Genomic DNA, 19,474 nt, shown 5'->3' with positions numbered 1-19,474 from the left:
TTTTTCGTCGTTGTATTTTGGCGACTCAATTATCTTATCATACTACATTTTCAAATGCAAGTACTTTTTAAAAAGATTTTTTGATGCGGCCGAGAGGACTTGAACCTCCACGGAGTTTCCCCCACTAGGCCCTCAACCTAGCGCGTCTGCCGTTCCGCCACGACCGCGCGGAAAAAACAAAAGTGAGCCATGAAGGATTCGAACCTTCGACCCTCTGATTAAAAGTCAGATGCTCTACCAACTGAGCTAATGGCTCGTAAATGGCTGGGCTAGCTGGATTCGAACCAGCGCATGACGGAGTCAAAGTCCGTTGCCTTACCGCTTGGCTATAGCCCATCGAAATATTTATCTTCTTTTCAAAGACAAATGTTATTGTAACATAATGTCCAATAAAAAACAACTGCCAAATAGCAGAAGTTAAAATGGCGGTCCCGACCGGGGTCGAACCGGCGATCTCCTGCGTGACAGGCAGGCATGTTAACCACTACACCACGGGACCATTTGGTTGCGGGGACAGGATTTGAACCTGCGACCTTCGGGTTATGAGCCCGACGAGCTACCGTGCTGCTCCACCCCGCGATGATACTATTTATATAATTTATATGGTGGAGGATGACGGGATCGAACCGCCGACCCCCTGCTTGTAAGGCAGGTGCTCTCCCAGCTGAGCTAATCCTCCGAAGTGGTGACCCGTACGGGATTCGAACCCGTGTTACCGCCGTGAAAGGGCGGTGTCTTAACCACTTGACCAACGGGCCAGTATGTATGGCAGAGAAGAAGGGATTCGAACCCTCGCACCGCGTTAGCGATCTACTCCCTTAGCAGGGGAGCCCCTTGAGCCACTTGGGTACTTCTCTGTATGGCTCCGCAGGTAGGACTCGAACCTACGACCGATCGGTTAACAGCCGATAGCTCTACCACTGAGCTACTGCGGAATAATAAAGACAATTTGTATCTTATAAAATTTCTTATCGTAAGTCAAGATGTTTTTTCTCAACATCTTGTACAAACGTGACATGTTTATAATATACTGGATTGCGTTTTCACTGTCAAGATGTTTTCTTTATCAGGTTCAGTTTCCCTTTACACTTTCCGCAGACATATCTTTTTGTATTTATTTGACGTCTTCTTACATATTGAAGCAAACAGCCCATACATTCATACGTATAAACCTTTTTTCCCTTCTCTTCATTAATTATTCGTTTACAGAAGCGTGGCGCATCAACTTCTTTCAACAATTCACGAAAATCTCTATCACGGTGCTTATAGCCCCTTCCTGTAATATGTAAGTGATAATGACAAAGCTCATGTTTAATGATTCCGACTAACTCTTCTTTCCCATACATTTCGTAATATCGATAATTCAGTTCAATGTTGTGACTCTTCAATAGATAACGTCCACCAGTTGTACGCAACCTACTATTGAACATAGCTCTATGTAAAAATGGCATTCCGAAGTATTGTAGTGATACTTCTTCCACCAGACGCTGTATTTCTTGCTCATCCACTCTCATTCCTCCTAAACTAAAAAATATTTTTACACTTTTCTCCTCCCTTATACATATATTAAATAGTACATATACCCATCCTCATTCAAGAAGCGTGGTTTCTAAAAATATAGCATGAATAGAAATCCACTCACCAACCTCTCATCAATAGTACCTTAGATTTTTGAGAGTAGGATTAAACAAGGAGGGATTCCTATGCCTACGTGGCTAAAAAAACAAATGCAACGCGCATATTTTGAAAAAAACCGGTATCAAATTAAATTACTAAATGAATGCTGGTTTTATTATAGCAAAATACATCAAAGCTCATAATCCATTACACTTTTTATCCCATAAAAAAAGAGCAGTTTCATCTGCTCTCTTCTCTTACTATTCAATCGGCAACATGGATAGTGCAACGCGACCTTTTTTTGTATCAATATCATCTACCCATACCTTGACGATTTGTCCGACAGATACAATATCTAACGGATGCTTCACATACTGTTTGCTTAGTTTAGAAATATGTACTAAACCATCTTGTTTTACACCTACATCAACAAAAGCACCAAAATCAACAACGTTACGAACCGTTCCTTCCAGTTCCATACCACGTTTTAAATCTTCTAATTTCAAAATCCCTTTTTTCAGAAGCGGTTTAGGCAACTCATCCCTCATGTCTCGCTCTGGACTAATGAGCGCATCTATAATATCAACTAATGTTGGCTCCCCAACTCCCGTTTCTTGCGATAACTTAGAAATCTCCACTTCTTCTAAGCTCTTTTGTAATTGCAATTGCCCTACGTCATCTTTTGATAACCCTAGACTCTTCAATAACAATTCAACATTTTTATATTGTTCTGGATGAATACCCGTTCGATCTAACGGATTTGCCCCTTCTAATATACGTAAGAAACCTATGCATTGTTCATATGTCTTCGCACCTAGACGCGGTATTTTCTTTAAGTCTGTTCGTTTTGTAAATTTCCCTTCTTCTTCACGCTTTGCCACAATATTTTTCGCAACAGTTTTCGATAAACCCGAAACATATTGCAATAACGCAACTGAAGCTGTATTTACATTCACACCGACTTGGTTAACTGCCGTCTCTACTACAAATGTTAATGATTCATTCAACCTCTTTTGAGATACATCATGTTGGTATTGTCCAACCCCAACTGATTTAGGATCAATCTTCACAAGTTCAGCAAGTGGATCTTGCAGACGTCTCCCAATAGAAACAGCACTTCTTTCTTCAACCTGTAAATTCGGAAATTCCTCACGAGCTAAATCGGAGGCCGAATACACACTCGCACCAGCTTCGTTCACAATAATATAGAAGACTTCTTGTTTCACATTTTGTAATACATCAACTATAAATTCTTCCGATTCTCTAGAAGCTGTACCATTCCCAATCGCAATCATTTCAACTTGATATTTATCTATAATAGAAAGAACTTTCTTTTTTGCATCTTCATATTTACGAACAGGTGGATGCGGATAAATAACATCAATATATAGAACCTTCCCCGTATCATCTACAACAGCTAATTTACACCCCGTTCTATATGCAGGATCTAAAGCTAACACAACCTTTCCTTTCATTGGAGGTTGTAATAACAAATTACGTAAGTTCTCAGAGAAAATATGTATCGCTTGTTCCTCAGCTGTTTCTGTTAATTCTTTTCGGATCTCTCTTTCAATGGAGGATTGAATTAATCGTTTATAACCATCCTCAATTGCTAACTTTACATAATGTGCACTTTTAGAATCGTTATCACGAATTACTCTCTTATATAAGAAAGTTACTATCTCATCTACTGGTGGAACAACAGAAACTCTCAATATATCTTCTTTCTCACCGCGATTCATCGCTAATACACGATGCGGTACTACTTTCTGCAACGGTTCTTCATAACTGTAATACATTTCGTATATATTCTTTTCATCTTTCTCTTCATCTTTTACGGACGAAGACATAACACCTTTTCTAAAAGTAACATTCCGAATCCAACTACGATAAGTCGCTTCATCTGAAACGATTTCTGCAATAATGTCTTGGGCACCTTGTAATGCTTCTTCTGCAGATTGCACTTCTTTCTCTGCGTTAATAAACTCCACTGCCTTCTGATTTGGATCTTCTTTCTTATATAACAATAACCATTCAGCTAACGGCTCTAGTTCTTTTTCTTTTGCAATCGTTGCTTTCGTTCTTCTTTTCTCTTTATATGGACGATATAAATCTTCTACTTCTTGCAACTTTACAGCTTTAACAATTTGCTGACGTAACTCTCCTGTCAGTTTCCCCTTCTCATCAATAAGACGAAGAACCTCTTCTTTCCTATCTTCAAGCTGCATCATATATTGCCATCTCTCTAAAATTGTACGAATTTGCACTTCGTCTAAAGAACCTGTCCATTCTTTTCGGTAACGAGCAATAAATGGAACTGTGTTACCTTCTTCTGTTAATTGAATAACATGACGAACTTGCTTTTCGGTAAAGCCTAATTCCTTCACTAACATTTTCATTAACGCTTGTCGATTATCTACCATTTCCATATACAACCGTAACCTCCTCTATAATAAAAAAAAGTTGCCCTGTAAAGAGAGCAACTTAAACTGCCGATTTAAAAATCTATTAGTCCTAAACTAATTTGTAGCGCTTCATCTACACGAATCATCATCACTTCATCTAAGTGAGTGATTTTGTCCGTTAAGCGCTGCTTATCGATTGTTCGAATCTGCTCAAGTAAAATAACAGAATCTCTCTCAAAACCGTACTTTTTCGCATCAATTTCCACATGAGTGGGTAATTTAGCTTTTTGAATCTGTGCAGTAATAGCCGCTACAATCACCGTTGGACTAAAACGATTTCCGATGTCATTTTGAATGACAAGAACCGGACGAACGCCTCCTTGCTCAGAACCAACAACTGGGGAAAGGTCTGCAAAATACACGTCGCCGCGTTTTACAATCAAAATATTACCCCCCGCTAACTAAGCGTTCTACTGTATGAGCTGCTTCATACTCTGCTAAGAAAGCTTCCGATGCAATACCAAGATTAATTTTTCCCATTTCAATGTACCCACGTCGCATTGATTCATGTTGGTAGCGTTTCTTCGTCTTATGTTGACGCAATAACAGTTGTGTTGCCTGGCAAATTAGTTCATGGCGATTCTTATTCTCTTGTTTTCCAATTCCGTCCAATTCCGTTACCATTTGCTTTGGCAACCGAACCACGATTTCAGTAGTTACACTTGATTCGGACACAAAAATACACCTCCACCGTCAACTACACACCCAAATATATATATGACACCTATTGTAATAATACCATTGTATGGAGCCTGTTGCAAAGACTTCCTTATTCCTTGCTTATGTTTTCCAATTCACAAACAAAACATTCATATTCTTTTATTTTTATCTTATTACAGACAAGAAACGAAAAAGTTTCCCAGCAAAATTCACTTTAAATTATGTTAAAAGTAATGATAAGTAAAAAGCTTCTCATCAAAAATGAGCTTATTCTTAACCAATGAACAGTCCTCTCAAATGACAAGAAGCAAATCATACTACCTTCTATATATTGTTCAAATAATTGATTACTTCTACAACCTTGCCGTGCCGTATGAATATTCTCGGCACACGGAAGCTTATCGTTGCAATAATTTCATAATTAATAGTCCCAGAATATTCAGCAACCTCAGTAGCACTAATATACTCATCACCTTGTTTTCCAATGAGTGTAACTTTCGTACCAAGCGGCACTTCACAAGGAAGATGTATCATGAATTGATCCATTGTCACTCGACCTACAATCGGTACCCTTTTACCATTTATAAGCACTTCGAACCCTTGTAATCTTCTAAGCCAGCCATCTGCATATCCAATGGCAACAGTTGCAATCCATTCTTCCGTTTTCGTTCGGTAAGTGACATTATAACTAATCCCATCCCCTTTAATCACCTGTTTAATATGAGCAACTTTCGTATGCAATGATAGCGCTGGTTCTAATTTAAACGGTAAAAAAGGGCGTATTTCTACAGACGGGGATAATCCATACATCGCAATGCCAATTCGTACTGCATTAAATGTAATCCCTTGAAAACGTAGCGTTGCAGCACTATTAGCTGTATGGACAAACTTAGGATTCACTCCGAACTCTTTCAACCAACTTAACTGCTGCAAAAATGTGTTATATTGCTTATCAAAGTAAGAAGTCTCCACCTCATCCGCTGTTGCAAAATGTGTATAAACTCCTTCTAATTCTAAAAATGGTGCACCTTCTAAACTCTTTAAAAATCCTTTTAATTCTTTTCGTTCGCGTATTCCAATTCTCCCCATACCACTATCGAAATTAATATGGTATTTCATTGTAGATGAACCATCCCAAAGTTTGATCGCTTCATCCACCCATTCTTTTTGAAAAACAGTTAACGCTACATCATTTTCAGCAGCTACATTGACATCACGAGGCGGGGAAGGACCTAACACTAAAATCGGCACAGTAATACCAGCCCTTCGAAGCACTAAAGCTTCATCTAAAAAGGCAACCGCTAACCTTGTCGCCCCTGCTTCTAATGCCGTTTTAGCTACCGGTACATAATCGTGTCCATATGCATTCGCTTTGACTACAGCAAAAATCTCTACATCACTTGGAATGAAATCTTTAATGTGTGTAATATTGTTATAGATCGCATCTAAATCCACTTCCACCCAAGTATCACGGTAAAATGGTGCTTCTTCCATAAATACACTTCCTTATACACGATATGCGAAGCTTATTCTTTTATATGCTTCTTTTATGAAATCCACCCTTCAAACTAAGAAAAGACGTGGTGCACATATATCACCACGCCTAAGAAGTTTACTTCACTTGCTTCTCTGTAACTGAACGAGCAACCATTAATAGCTCCTTCGGCTCTAAACCTTTAGACACGAGCATATATTCTACTCCGTTATGCGACCACGTTAAAGAATCTTTCGTCAATGCACCAATTGTAAAGCCAAGATCAACCAATTCTCCGCTCACACTTATCGCCGACGAAGCCTCTGCAACTTTTGCCTTTTCTTGTATCAAAGTAAAGGATTTCTTACTTCCAGTGTATGTGAGTATCGCACGCTTGCCACTGTCTGTCTTCAACTCTTTTTCATCTTTCAAAACCATACCTTGCGGCGTATCGCGCGGATACAAAATAGCAAATGGTTTGTCTTCTTTCGCTGTTGTTTGAACATCTACTTGCGCTCTAGACATATTTTGTTTCGTATCAAATGCACCTTTATCAAATTTCGCATCAAATTTCACTTTTGAGAAATCTACTTTCACAAGAACATTTTGATCATTATCCATTAACTTCACCGAAACTGGTGTTAAATCACTTTTCTTCAATGTAATCTCTTGTTTCGGCAACATGTTTTGATGTTGATAGTTTGTTTTTGTTTTAAAAATATAATACTTATCTGTTTTTTCAAAAGTAAGGTTTTTCTTATCCTGCAAAATATCTCTCACAAGGGATTCATATAAATAAGCCTGGCTACTATTTTGCGGCCAATCACTTTGGAAACGGAAACTCTTATTAAGTGCTGGCGTTAATACAAATACCCCTTCTTCATTTCTTAAAATAATTTGGCTTTGATCTTTTTTCGCATTCTGCAAATTCACACGATAAAAAGAAGGTTCCTTATGCCATATTTCTACCTTGTACTCCTGAGGCTCATTCCCTGTTTTAATAGATAATTTTGCTTCAGCTTGATAACTTTTCATCCCTTTTACTTTCGCCTCTAAATCTCTCACAACATCATCTTGTTTCTTTTCCATACAACCCGCCAACACAAAAACGGTTAATAAACCGACAAGAACTAAAAACAGACGCCTTTTCATCACTTCAGCCCCTTTGCCCCTATAAATGAATGGAAGATTTACCTTCCTTATCGCTACATCAAATATATGAGACAAAGATATAAAATATGCAGACTAGCGTGACGAGCTTTCTAAAACAACTTGAGCAACAGCAAATTCTTTACTATGACTAATTGATAAATGAACAATATGCTCTGTACTTGTAACGAGAATCGGCTTACCTCTATCATCATTCCTTACTTCAATATCTAAAAAACTTACTTCTTTTCCAATACCGGTTCCTACCGCTTTTGAATACGCCTCTTTCGCTGCAAATCTTCCAGCTACAAACTCTGTAAGGCGACTTCCCTTCAGCTCCTTAGCAACATTACGTTCACTTTCAGTTAAAATACGCTCCATAAATTTAAGTTTTCCATCTAGCATTTTTTCAATTCGATTCAATTCAATAATATCGATTCCAATCCCTACAATCATTTCAAAACCCCCTTCTTCTATTTAGCTTTCTTTTTTCATATTGTAAGAATAACAGAGAATCTTTCTGATGCAAAAGGAGTGATACTCACAACATGCTAATACCTTCTGCCCGCATTTCCTTACAACCAATCGTCATCGCTTTACTTCTCATACAATTAGTCATGATTATGTTAGGCGACTTTCTTCTCTTTCCCATGGCATCCTACAATGAATATATCGCTAAAGGAGAATGGTGGCGTCTCATAACTTCCTTACTTGTACATGTAGACTTACAACATTTCCTTTCTAATAGTATTTGTTTATTTGTGCTTGGCTCTTCTATCGAAAAACAACTCGGACACTTTTCTTTCATCATTATTTTTTTCCTTTCTGGCATTCTTGGAAATATTTCTTCTTATCTCATTATGCCTCTTGAATATATTCATGCCGGGGCATCTGGTGGTATTTTCGGATTGCTAGGTGCACAATTATTTCTATTGTATAGTCGGTATCGTTCTTCCAATCCAAGAGACATTGCTATTTTTTCAATCATGATATGTATATTACTACTATTCACTTTCTTCAATCCCTCCGCTAACCCTATAAGCCATTTAACAGGATTGATCATTGGTGGTATTTGCACCCCTTTATTAACAAAAAAATTCGATGGTGCAGAGCTTATTTAATATAAAAGCTCGCACCATCGACAATTTCTACATCTGTTTGTTTACTTAAATCTCTCATTAGTTGAAATAAAGACTCATCCTTCTTCTTCGCCTCAATCATACAATCAACTTGCGAAACACTTCCCTTTATCTTTTTTAAAAAAGATAAAAAAGTATCTACATCAATAAAGTCCGCATGCGCTCTCGGGTCTTTTCCCTCTCTAGGACTAGAAATGTGCATTTTCACTGGTAACAAAGACGATTCCCACGTATGTACAACACGCGCCCAATCTTCATGCCAATCTTCCCGATCATTATTCATCATATGGTGATGCAAATCAAACACGACTGGAATATCTAATTTTTCACCTAAATACAATGTTTCTTCTAAAGAAAAGGTCGTATCATCATTTTCTAATATGACCATCTCTTGGATACTCCTTGGAACACTTGACCAATTTTCTATAAAGCGTTCTAATGCGAGTTCCTTATCTTTATAACCTCCACCCACATGTAATACGCATCGTTGCTTATGTTCAATCCCCATACCTTTTAATAATTTTTTATGCATCTGCAATGTCTTTACAGATTGTTTAAAAATATTCTCTTCAGGTGAATTCAGTACAACGAAATGATCTGGATGAAAATCAATACGCATATTCATTCGAATAGCGTAATCACCTAGTACTTTTAAATTTTCTTTTAAGGGACGAATATAGTTCCACTCTAACAACTCCTCATGATTCGCTAAAGGAACAAGCTTGGAACTAAGCCGAAAGAAAGATATATCATGCCCTTTATTATGCTTTAATAACCGTAAACAATTTTCTAAATTCGAATTAGCAATTCTTTCGAGTTTACGAATTGCAGCCTCTCGATCACCAATTCGTTGAAACTGCGCATATGTCATCGTTTGAGATGGAGATGCATTCTTTAAATGTACACTCATCGCAACATACCCAAGTCTAACAAGCATGTAGCACCTCTTTTCTACACAAGTTATTATGTAGTATGTACAATTACAGAAATAAAAAAAGAGAATGCCAGCAAAGGGCATTCTCTTTTTTATTAAGCTTGCGGACGGCTATGATGTTTTCTTTCGCCACGTCCATTTGAAGATCCAGGGCGACCTTGACCTTCACGACCACGGCTACCACCATCACGATTACGATCACGATCACGGTTACGGCCATCGCCACCACGGCTACCACCATCACGATTGCGATCACGGTTACGACCATCGCCACCGCCGCGTCCGTCACGACTACGATTACGGTTACCATCACGGTATCCGCCTCCGTTACCGCCGCGTTTTTTAGAACCGCCACCTCTTGAAACAACTGGTGGTTCTGACGTTAAAGCGATTGGAGTTGTATCTGGCTCTTTTGTCATCATTTTTAAAGCAGCAGCTACTACTGTTACAGAATCATTCTCTTCTAACATTTCTTCTGCAATACGCTTGTAGTATGATAAATTATCATTTTCAATTGTGCTTTGAAGTTTTTCAGCGATTAAACGTTGTTGACCTTCTAATGCCTCGTCAAGTGTCGGTGCTTCCATACGATCAACTTTACGTTTTGTAGTGCGCTCGATATTTTTTAATTGTCCTGATTCACGTGGTGTTACAAATAACATTGCAATACCTTTTTTACCTGCACGGCCAGTACGACCGATACGGTGAACGTATGATTCTGGATCTTGTGGGATATCGAAGTTATATACATGTGTTACGCCTGAAATATCAAGACCACGTGCAGCAACGTCTGTTGCAACAAGAACTTCAATAGCACCTTCTTTAAATTTACGTAATACAGACATACGCTTCGCTTGTGTTAAGTCACCGTGAATACCTTCTGCTGCATAACCACGTAAGTTTAATGCTTCTGATAATTCATCAACACGACGCTTTGTACGACCGAATACGATTGCAAGCTCTGGAGATTGAATATCTAATAAGCGTGTTAACACGTCAAACTTTTTCTTTTCTTGCACTTCTAAATAGAACTGCTGAATGTTTGGCATTGTTACTTCTTTTGCTTTTACTTTAATGTGTTGAGGCTCAGTCATGAAACGCTCAGCAATACGACGGATTGGATCTGGCATTGTCGCTGAGAATAATAATGTTTGATGTGTATCTGGCACATCTGTTAAAATCGCTTCAATATCTTCAATGAAGCCCATGTTTAACATTTCATCCGCTTCGTCAAGAACAACTGTCTCTACGTTTTGTAAGCGAAGTGTTTTACGGTTAATATGATCTAAAATACGACCCGGCGTACCAACAATAATGTGTGGGTGTTTTTTTAGAGCACGAATTTGGCGGTTAATATCTTGACCACCATAGATTGGTAAAATACGAACGCGTTTATGTTTACCAATTTTGTACAGCTCTTCTCCAACTTGAATTGCTAATTCACGCGTTGGCGCGATAACAATACCTTGAACTGCTTCTTTATTTGTATCCACTTTATCTAATAGTGGTAATCCGAATGCTGCTGTTTTCCCTGTACCTGTTTGCGCTTGCCCAATAATATCCTTACCTTGCAATGCATGTGGAATTGTTTCAGCTTGAATCGGCGTAGCCTCTTCAAAGCCCATACTTTCAACAGATTGTAGTAAAGACTCACTTAATCCTAATTCTCGAAATGTTGTCAATGTTACTTCTCCTTTTCTATCCTATACTTATCATTTAAAAAAAGGCGTTTTCCGAATTTGCGGAAAAGCCCTTTTCCTGAATGCTCACGTATATAAACGGGCGTATATTCTTCGCGAAAATACTTCTAAACGTTATTACACTTTATCAATTATAAGTTTTGTATGTGCAAAAAGCAAACCCAACTGTTACCTTATTTTCATATTCAGAGTTTTTTTCTTCACTTTTATTTTTTTTATATTTACTGTAAGCGCTTATTATAAGTTTCTTCTATTTTCGCATCTATCATCCCTATTTATATACACCAATTATTTCAACATCGTAATTACTTCTTCCAATTTCATGCCGCGAGATGCTTTTATTAATACAACATCTTTCACATCAACTACTGCTTGTAACTCTTTTACTAGCTCTTCTTTATTATCATACGCTTTTACACGCTCAATAGGGAAATTAATTTTCGCTCCTTCAGCAATTTGAGCCCCTAATTTACCGTATGTGAATACATATGCAATTTTTGCTGGATCGATTAATTTACCGACTTCATAATGAAACTGTACTTCTTGATTTCCAAGCTCTAACATATCACCGAGTACAACGATCTTCTTAGCAAATCCATCTAAACCGTTCATTAAGTGGAATGCTGCTTCCATAGCTGTCGGACTTGCATTATAAGCATCATTGATAATTGTTAATCCACTATCCGTTTTTACAATTTCCATACGCATGCCCGTCATTTGAAGTGTTACTAAACCTTGTTTCATTTCTTCCCATGTTACACCAAAATGTTTTGCAATTGCCATTGAAGCAAGCGTATTATACACATTATGTTTCCCCAATACTGGTAAGTAGAATGAAATATTTTCATCTCTATTCATTTTAAAATGTGTCCCAGTCGCCTGTAATGCTACAGTCGTTGGATAATAATCATTTGCTCTAGCATCACCAAACGTAACTGTTTCAGCTATTAAATTCATTTCAGGAACACGATTTGTTAATAATGGCTCATCTCCGTTATATACGAATACTCCACCTTCTTGTAATCCTGTCACAATTTCTAATTTCGCTTCAGCAATTGCTTCACGAGAGCCTAAGTCCATTAAATGTGCCTCACCGATGTTCGTAATGATAGCTGCATTTGGACTTGCTAACTTAGATAAGAATTCAATTTCCCCTCGGCTTGACATACCCATCTCTAATACAGCTACTTCTGTATTTTCTTCTAAGTTTAAAATAGTAAGAGGTAACCCAATATGGTTATTAAAGTTTCCTTCTGTTTTTTGAACTTTGAATTTAGTCGCAAGAAGACTTGTTACAATATCTTTTGTAGATGTTTTACCGTTACTCCCTGTCACACCAATAACTTTCACATCCAATTGATTGCGATAGTTTTTCGCTAACATTTGTAATGCTGATAACGTGTCTTCCACAAAAATAACGGGAAGATTCTCAGGTGGATTTTCTACATCTTTCATCCATAATGTCGCCACAGCTCCATTTTCAACGGCTTTATCTACAAAAGCATGTCCATCGAAACGTTCACCTTGAATCGGAACATATAGGTTTCCTTTTTCGATTCTTCTCGTATCAATAGACACTCCTTGTATAGTAATTCCCTCATATTGCTCTGCTAATCCCGTACCATTTACCATCTGTTCTACTTGTTTTAACGTTCGATTTATCATGAGAACACTCCTTACATAGAGGAAGCACTATTCCTGCGAATAGTGCTTCCTCCTTTTTTGTTAGATTGTATATTTAATTTTTTGTTTTTCTTCGTGACGCTCAATCGCTAAACGAATTAGCTCTTCAATTAATTCCGGATACGGTAATCCAGTATGTTGCCATAGTAGAGGGAACATACTAAACGGCGTAAACCCTGGCATCGTATTCACTTCGTTAATATATACTTCTCCATCTTTCGTTAAGAAGAAATCAGCTCTTGTTAAGCCAGCACTATCTAACGATTGGAATGCAATAATTGCATCTCGCTTAATGACATTAGACTCTTCTTCTGTCATTTCAGCCGGAATAATTAATGCTGTATCGCCATCGATATATTTCGACTTATAATCATAGAAGTCCTTTTTCGGTACGATTTCACCTACAACTGAACATTTCGGTTCATCATTACCTAATACACCAACTTCTACTTCACGTCCAACAATATTTTCTTCTACAATAATTTTGCGGTCAAATTGGAATGCCTCTTCAAATGCATTCTCAAGCTCTTCACGATTTTTACACTTATTAATGCCAACACTTGAACCAAGGTTTGCTGGTTTTACGAAGCAAGGATATCCTAAAACTTCTTCTACTTTTTCATATGCTGTTTCATAATCTTTTTCCCATGCACTACGAATAAACGATGCATACTTCGCTTGTTTTAATCCAGCTTCTGCGAAGATGTTTTTCATAACAACTTTATCCATACCAGCAGCAGATGCTAGAACACCATTTCCTACATAAGGAATGTTCATTAATTCTAATAATCCTTGAACCGTTCCATCTTCACCATTTGGTCCATGTAATAATGGGAAAATAACGTCGATAGCATTTTCCTCAGAAGCTGCAGATGGAATGATTTCTGTGCTTAATGATAACGGAGAAATCGCATTTTCTGCGCCGCTCATTTTTAGAACTTCAACATCTGTTACTTCACCTTCAATACGCTCACCGCGCACCCATTGACCTTGTTCTGTAATATAAATTGGATGAATCTCGAATTTATCTTGATTTAATGCTTTAATAGCAGCAAGAGCCGTTTGTAGCGAAACTTGATGCTCAGCTGATTTTCCACCATATAATAAACCTAATTTAATTTTTGTCACTGAAATCACCCTAACCAATTGTTTTCATTTTTCTATTTTAGCACTTTTTATAAAAATAGGTAGTTCCTATTTGAAATAAAATGTAACTTCCACAAATAATTAAATGACACCACTTATTGGTTTTCTATACTTTTTCTACTTAAATTTCTTCATAAATATACAAAATTAAATTCTAAAATACAGAGAAAATTTAATTAACGAGAGGCCATCCCCACTAATTATCAGCCCGCACCAATCGGACATTTATCTCCCGCCGAATTTTGAGGTGGAAGTCTTACTGCCCACAAATAGCAGGATAAAATTGTAATCCAATCTAGTTATGTACCTAAAATATGTAGAAATCCCCTTTTTGTGTATGTCATCTACTCATTAAGAAGATTGTTTGGTCAGTGTGCCTTTTTGCCTTTGCTCAACGAGACGATCTAAAGAAACATATACAATACCTGCAACTACACATCCTACAGCTAAAATTGTAAATAGAAAGTGGCCAAGTAATCGATCCAATAAAAAACCGCCCAGAAGTGGACCGAATGCGCCTCCTGTAATCCACTGCAAACTGGCAGCTCCCATATAAGTCCCTCTCAAGTGCTCAGGGGCCAAATTCGCTACAAACGTCATCTGTACAGGCGACATAATCATCTCACCTAACGTATATATAGCATAAACGAACAGCAACGTTATTAAAATAATCGTAGCATTTGCATCAAATTCTCCAAACCACTTTGGTAACCATCCTATAAAGAACAAACCAACTCCGAACAAACATGCACCATATAACATCGTCTTTCCGACAGGTTTATCTGTGGCCCATTTTGAAATTTGAAATTGGAACAACACAACTAATAGTCCATTTAAAGCCATTAAATATGGATATGGATTGTTAGTTCCAAAAATGCCTTTCATTTCATTATCAAAGTGCAGCGGCAACATGCCCTCTGTTTGAGAAAATCCCATCGAAATAATGATACCCGCTAACAAATAAATCATTAGTGCCTTATCTCTCATTACAATTTTCCAAACCGCCTCTGATTCCTTTTCTTTATTTTCTTCTTTATTCGCACTCTTTGGCATTGTCTCTTGAATAAGAATGAATACAAGTAATGCATAAAACAACATCGTAGACGAGGCAATAATAAACACAAGGTTCTTCGACAACATAACTACTGAAGCACCCATTATCGGGCCAATTGCAGCACCTATATTGTGCCCCATTCGTAATAAACCATATGCTTCTGTTCTTTTTTCAGGTGCTGTTACATCCGCAACCATTGCTGATGCAGCGGGATGGAATAATGAATTACTGAGCCCTAAAAAAATAGATAAAATAGCATAAGGAATAAATCCTTCTATAAATAAAAAACCTAGCATGAACAAAGCATTACTCACCATTGAAAAAATCATTATTGGCTTTCTTCCATATATATCAGCAATCCTCCCACCAAGAAGAGAACCGAAACTTGCGGCAATCGGAGAAAGTGCCATAATAACCCCTACTTCCAATAACGAATCCACCTTATCTTTTAAATATAGGGCAAAAAAAGGCATCAACATCATCATTGCAATTCCATTTAACGTTTCGCCAATAAACCGAATCCATACGTTTCGGTCCATCTCCCTTAACTCACGCCACGTATTTTTCATACATTCCCCCCTCATTTCCCCAACAATTATATTATATACACAATCAGAAAAATGTAAATTTTCAGAACAAAAAATCCATCCTAACAGAATTAGAATGGATTTTTTAACTTATAAATTTGCTGCATCTTCTTCGTCTTTACTATTATTTAAAGCACTATGTTTTCGGCTATATAAGAAGTAAACCGCAATACCGATAACCATCCATACCCCAAAACTAATCCAAGCAGTTCCGGATAACTGAAGCATTAAATATAAACAAAAAATCACCGTTAATGCTGGTAAAAATGGTACAAGTGGTGCCTTAAATGCTCTTGGTAAATCAGGATGAGTTCTTCTCATTACAATAACAGCAACAGCTACAAGTGCAAAGGCTGATAAAGTCCCCATATTTACAAGATGCGCTAATACATTTAAATCTATTAATCCTGAAATAAGTGCTGCAATAATTCCTGTTGTCCATGTATTTAAAAATGGTGTTTTAAATTTTGGATGGACTTTAGCAAGGCGCTTCGGCAATAATCCATCTCTACTCATTGCATACGAAACACGTACTTGCCCATACATCATAACTAACATTACTGTTGTGATTCCTGTAATTGCTCCTACTGAAATTACTCCTGCTAAACTATCTTGTCCAATAAATTGAAGTGCAAAAGCAACTGGATCTGATATATTTAACTGTCCGTATGGAACAATTCCTGTCAAAATAAGTGAAACAACAATATAAAGAACCGTACAAATTAATAAAGATGCAATAATGCCAATTGGCAAATCACGTTGTGGACGTTTCACTTCTTCTGCTGCCGTTGAAACTGCATCAAACCCTATGAATGCAAAAAACACTGTAGCAGCTCCAGCCATTACACCATCTAAGCCAAACGGCATAAAAGGTGTCCAATTTTCAGGTTTTACATAATTAAAACCAGCAAAGATAAAGATGAGAACAACCGCTAATTTAATAAACACCATAATGTTATTTATTCGTGCACTTTCACGAACACCTCTAGATAAAAGAACTGTCATCACTAAAATAATTAAAACCGCAGGCAAATCAATTATTCCACCCTTTCCTGTACCAGGGGCCGAGGAGAGAATGATAGGAATATGGATCCCAAATCCCTTTAATAAAGATTGAAAATAAGCGGACCAACCGTTTGCTACAGCAGATGTAGCGAGTAAATACTCAAGCATTAAATCCCATCCAATTAAAAATGCGAATACCTCTCCCATCGTCGCATATGTGTACGTATACACACTGCCTGAGACAGGAACTGAAGAAGCGAATTCAGCATAACAAAATGCAGCAAAGGCACAGGCTAACGCGGCTATCGCAAATGATAATATAATAGCTGGTCCAGAATGTTTTGCTGCTACCACGCCCGTTAGAACAAAAATACCTGTTCCAACAATTGCCCCGATTCCAAGCATAGTTAAATCCAGTGCACCCAATGTTCTGGCTAACGTCTTTTGCTTACTCTCTTGCATCAACTTTGCAATAGGCTTCTTTTGAAAAATTTGCTTCATAGCATGCTCCTCCAAGTTTTAAATTTTCTGAAAATTTTTAATTCGCTTTTTTATTTTACTCATTGTACTTTTCCTAGTCAATACTTTTGTCGAAATAAGTAGAAATCTTTCGGAACATACACTATCCTTATCGTTGTTTCTATATATCTTTCCGTATTTTTTTTGGTATTATTATACATGTCGATTCCATAAAAGAGGCATACTCCCTTATTGAGCATGCCTCTTTTTACCTATTTAACAGTATGTGAACCTTCTTCAATCCAGCTATACATATATTTTTCATCTTCTGTTTCATGTGCTTGCTTTACAATACGAAGCGGACGGAACGTGTCTATCATAACAGCTAGTTCAAGTGTTTCTTTCTTCCCTATACTTCCCTCTGTTTTCCCAGGATGCGGCCCATGAGGAATTCCGCTCGGATGAAGTGTAATAGAACCTTCTTCCACACCTTTCCGGCTCATGAAGTTTCCTTCTACATAGTACAGTACTTCATCACTATTCACGTTACTATGATAATATGGTGCCGGAATAGATTCTGGATGATAGTCGTATAAACGTGGTACGAAAGAACAAATAACGAAATTGTGACCTTCGAACGTTTGATGTACTGGAGGTGGCTGATGAATACGACCTGTGATTGGTTCAAAGTCCTCTACATTAAAGACCCACGGATATAAATAGCCATCCCAACCAACAACATCTAACGGATGGTGCCCTAAAATATGTTTATGCATATACCCTCGCGACTTTGTCATTACGACAAACTCACCTTTTTCATCATACGTCTCTAATTTTTCAGGACCACGAATATCTCTCTCACAAAACGGACTATGCTCTAACAATTGTCCATATTCATTCCGATAGCGACGCGGCGTTGTGATTTGACTATTTGCCTCTACAACAAGAAACTTAGTCTCTCCTTCATCTGGAATAACACGATAAATCGTTCCAATTGGGATTGTTACATAATCACCTTTTCGATAGTGAATCGTTCCAAACATCGTTTCAATTTTCCCTGTTCCGTAATGAACAAATAACATTTCATCACCATCACCATTACGATAGAAATAGTCCATTTTTTCTGTCGGTGCCACTACTCCAATTAATAAATCCTCATTCCCAAGCATAAAATTCCTTCCACTTACTGCATCGCCAGTTTTTTTATTTTCTTTCGTGCGAAAATGACGATGAGCAAGAGCTACATCTTCTTCATACTGCAACTGACAAGAATGAGATAATGCCGCATGACCTACTTCCGTTGGCATATAATGATGGTACAAAATAGATTGCGTACCAGAAAAACCTTTTGTTCCCATTACCTGTTCGCGATAAAGCGACCCATCTTTTTTACGGAATTGTACATGTCGTTTATGAGGTAGCTCCCCCATGTGACGATAAAACATGCCCATCACCTGCTTCCATTTCTTTTTTGACCGTATTACGTAACGTACCTAAACCAGTAATCGTAAGTTCTACAACATCCCCATCTTGCAGCCACTCTTCCGTACCCAGTTCTAAAACACAACCTGTTCCTACTGTCCCAGAACCAATCACATCGCCTGGATATAACGTAACGTCTTCCGAAGCACGTTCAATCATTTCAGCAAATGTATAGTAAATATCTTGGAAGTTCCCCTTTGATAATAGCTTTCCATTTACATGAGCAGTCATCTCTAACTCATAACGGTCACCGTTACGATAAACATCCAATTCCTCTTTCGTAACAAGGTGCGCTCCTAATGAAGTTGCAAAATCTTTTCCTTTTGCTGGACCAAGTCCTACCTTCATTTCTGTTGCTTGTAAGTCCCTTGCACTCCAGTCGTTCATAATACAATAACCAAAAATGTATTCCTCTGCTTGCTCACGAGAAATATTTCTTCCTTCTTTCCCAATTACGCAAGCGATCTCTAACTCATAATCAAGCTTTTTAGATTTCTTCGGACCAATTACAAAATCATTCGGACCAATTACAGCACGATGATTCGTAAAATAAAAAACCGGGATATCGTACCATTCAGGTACAACCTCTAGCCCTCTCCGGCCGCGGGCCGTTTTTACATGCTGTTCAAACGCGTAAAAATCCCGAATACTACTCGGATTAGGAATTGCCGCCGCTAATTGCACTTCCTCTAAGGAATATATACCCTTTTCCGGATTCTCCATATTACGCAATACTTCTACATACTCATCCGCTTTCTCTAAAAAGGCGAACATAGAAGAAGGTAATTTTCCATCGCTAGCAAGATTCATATCAATTACTTTGTCACCTTCAAGCCATCCAGCTCGCATTTCTTTCGAAGGAAGACGAAATGTAACAAATTTCATCATGATTCCTCCCTATAAAAATGAAATTTCCACCA

At 37.8% G+C, this 19,474-nt stretch carries 17 protein-coding genes and 9 tRNA genes; 2 read left to right on the top strand and 24 right to left on the bottom strand.

Features of this window, described 5'->3' with window-relative positions; genetic code table 11:
* Positions 1-84: 84 nt before the first annotated feature.
* From QCI41_RS19375 to QCI41_RS19330, 10 genes are all read right to left on the bottom strand, one after another.
* Positions 85-167 (bottom strand) — tRNA-Leu (locus tag QCI41_RS19375).
* A 16-nt stretch (positions 168-183) separates the two neighbouring features.
* Positions 184-256: transfer RNA gene (locus tag QCI41_RS19370), tRNA-Lys, on the bottom strand.
* 5 nt (positions 257-261) lie between these two features.
* Positions 262-336 (bottom strand) — tRNA-Gln (locus QCI41_RS19365).
* 87 nt (positions 337-423) lie between these two features.
* Positions 424-499 (bottom strand) — tRNA-Asp (locus QCI41_RS19360).
* Positions 500-502: 3 nt separating this feature from the next.
* Positions 503-579 (bottom strand) — tRNA-Met (locus QCI41_RS19355).
* Between the two features lie 24 nt (positions 580-603).
* A tRNA-Val gene (locus tag QCI41_RS19350) sits at positions 604-679 on the bottom strand.
* 4 nt (positions 680-683) lie between these two features.
* A tRNA-Glu gene (locus tag QCI41_RS19345) sits at positions 684-758 on the bottom strand.
* An 8-nt stretch (positions 759-766) separates the two neighbouring features.
* A tRNA-Ser gene (locus tag QCI41_RS19340) sits at positions 767-857 on the bottom strand.
* Between the two features lie 3 nt (positions 858-860).
* A tRNA-Asn gene (locus tag QCI41_RS19335) sits at positions 861-935 on the bottom strand.
* 114 nt (positions 936-1,049) lie between these two features.
* Complete coding sequence (locus QCI41_RS19330) at positions 1,050-1,508, bottom strand: SprT family protein (RefSeq protein ID WP_353836901.1); 459 nt, start codon at positions 1,506-1,508, stop codon at positions 1,050-1,052.
* Positions 1,509-1,703: 195 nt separating this feature from the next.
* Between QCI41_RS19330 and cmpA the strand changes: the two genes are divergently transcribed.
* A complete protein-coding gene (cmpA, locus tag QCI41_RS19325; protein ID WP_001143642.1) occupies positions 1,704-1,820 on the top strand; it encodes a cortex morphogenetic protein CmpA in 117 nt (38 codons plus the stop codon).
* A 57-nt stretch (positions 1,821-1,877) separates the two neighbouring features.
* On the opposite strand, the gene QCI41_RS19320 is transcribed toward cmpA, so the two are convergent.
* From QCI41_RS19320 to acpS, 6 genes are all read right to left on the bottom strand, one after another.
* Positions 1,878-4,046 (bottom strand): Tex family protein, encoded by a 2,169-nt coding sequence (locus tag QCI41_RS19320; protein WP_353836902.1) that lies wholly within the window; start codon positions 4,044-4,046, stop codon positions 1,878-1,880.
* A 68-nt stretch (positions 4,047-4,114) separates the two neighbouring features.
* Entirely contained in the window at positions 4,115-4,465 is a 351-nt protein-coding gene (gene ndoA / locus QCI41_RS19315; RefSeq protein ID WP_000635963.1) for a type II toxin-antitoxin system endoribonuclease NdoA, read from the bottom strand.
* A gap of 4 nt (positions 4,466-4,469) precedes the next feature.
* Positions 4,470-4,757 carry an antitoxin EndoAI gene (locus tag QCI41_RS19310; RefSeq protein WP_000004570.1) on the bottom strand — a complete coding sequence of 96 codons (288 nt, stop codon included), beginning with the start codon at positions 4,755-4,757 and terminating at the stop codon, positions 4,470-4,472.
* Between the two features lie 309 nt (positions 4,758-5,066).
* The gene (gene alr / locus QCI41_RS19305; RefSeq protein WP_048562622.1) at positions 5,067-6,236 is read right to left on the bottom strand and encodes an alanine racemase; all 1,170 of its coding nucleotides are present in this window, start codon (positions 6,234-6,236) and stop codon (positions 5,067-5,069) included.
* A gap of 118 nt (positions 6,237-6,354) precedes the next feature.
* Complete coding sequence (locus QCI41_RS19300; RefSeq protein ID WP_002096914.1) at positions 6,355-7,305, bottom strand: LolA family protein; 951 nt, start codon at positions 7,303-7,305, stop codon at positions 6,355-6,357.
* Positions 7,306-7,461: 156 nt separating this feature from the next.
* Positions 7,462-7,821, bottom strand: a complete 360-nt coding sequence (acpS, locus tag QCI41_RS19295; RefSeq protein ID WP_000635044.1) for a holo-ACP synthase — start codon at positions 7,819-7,821, stop codon at positions 7,462-7,464.
* A gap of 92 nt (positions 7,822-7,913) precedes the next feature.
* Between acpS and QCI41_RS19290 the strand changes: the two genes are divergently transcribed.
* Positions 7,914-8,486: a rhomboid family intramembrane serine protease gene (locus QCI41_RS19290; RefSeq protein WP_000906923.1), complete on the top strand. Its 573-nt coding sequence runs from the start codon at positions 7,914-7,916 to the stop codon at positions 8,484-8,486.
* On the opposite strand, the gene uvsE is transcribed toward QCI41_RS19290, so the two are convergent.
* The 8 genes from uvsE to QCI41_RS19250 all read right to left on the bottom strand — a co-directional run bounded on the left by uvsE (position 8,479) and on the right by QCI41_RS19250 (position 19,439).
* A complete protein-coding gene (gene uvsE, locus QCI41_RS19285; RefSeq protein ID WP_353836903.1) occupies positions 8,479-9,441 on the bottom strand; it encodes a UV DNA damage repair endonuclease UvsE in 963 nt (320 codons plus the stop codon). The two genes, QCI41_RS19290 and uvsE, sit on opposite strands and share 8 nt — an antisense overlap.
* Positions 9,442-9,533: 92 nt before the next feature.
* Positions 9,534-11,120, bottom strand: a complete 1,587-nt coding sequence (gene cshA / locus QCI41_RS19280; protein ID WP_353836904.1) for a degradosome RNA helicase CshA — start codon at positions 11,118-11,120, stop codon at positions 9,534-9,536.
* A gap of 306 nt (positions 11,121-11,426) precedes the next feature.
* Complete coding sequence (murF, locus tag QCI41_RS19275) at positions 11,427-12,803, bottom strand: UDP-N-acetylmuramoyl-tripeptide--D-alanyl-D-alanine ligase (RefSeq protein WP_353836905.1); 1,377 nt, start codon at positions 12,801-12,803, stop codon at positions 11,427-11,429.
* A gap of 60 nt (positions 12,804-12,863) precedes the next feature.
* Entirely contained in the window at positions 12,864-13,949 is a 1,086-nt protein-coding gene (locus QCI41_RS19270) for a D-alanine--D-alanine ligase (RefSeq protein ID WP_000161439.1), read from the bottom strand.
* Between the two features lie 369 nt (positions 13,950-14,318).
* The gene (locus QCI41_RS19265; RefSeq protein ID WP_353836906.1) at positions 14,319-15,590 is read right to left on the bottom strand and encodes an MDR family MFS transporter; all 1,272 of its coding nucleotides are present in this window, start codon (positions 15,588-15,590) and stop codon (positions 14,319-14,321) included.
* Positions 15,591-15,698: 108 nt separating this feature from the next.
* Entirely contained in the window at positions 15,699-17,114 is a 1,416-nt protein-coding gene (gene bcaP, locus QCI41_RS19260) for a branched-chain amino acid transporter BcaP (protein ID WP_353836907.1), read from the bottom strand.
* A 230-nt stretch (positions 17,115-17,344) separates the two neighbouring features.
* The gene (locus QCI41_RS19255; protein WP_046956657.1) at positions 17,345-18,517 is read right to left on the bottom strand and encodes a homogentisate 1,2-dioxygenase; all 1,173 of its coding nucleotides are present in this window, start codon (positions 18,515-18,517) and stop codon (positions 17,345-17,347) included.
* Positions 18,483-19,439: a fumarylacetoacetate hydrolase family protein gene (locus QCI41_RS19250; RefSeq protein WP_353836908.1), complete on the bottom strand. Its 957-nt coding sequence runs from the start codon at positions 19,437-19,439 to the stop codon at positions 18,483-18,485. Before QCI41_RS19250 ends, QCI41_RS19255 begins: the two co-directional genes overlap by 35 nt.
* Positions 19,440-19,474: the final 35 nt, after the last annotated feature.

This window comes from Bacillus cereus group sp. MG4 (assembly GCF_040460055.1).
In the GTDB taxonomy this organism is placed as follows: Bacteria; Bacillota; Bacilli; order Bacillales; family Bacillaceae_G; genus Bacillus_A; species Bacillus_A wiedmannii.
Note: the sequence above shows the minus strand (reverse complement) of the source record. Positions and strands in the feature narration are given on the sequence as shown.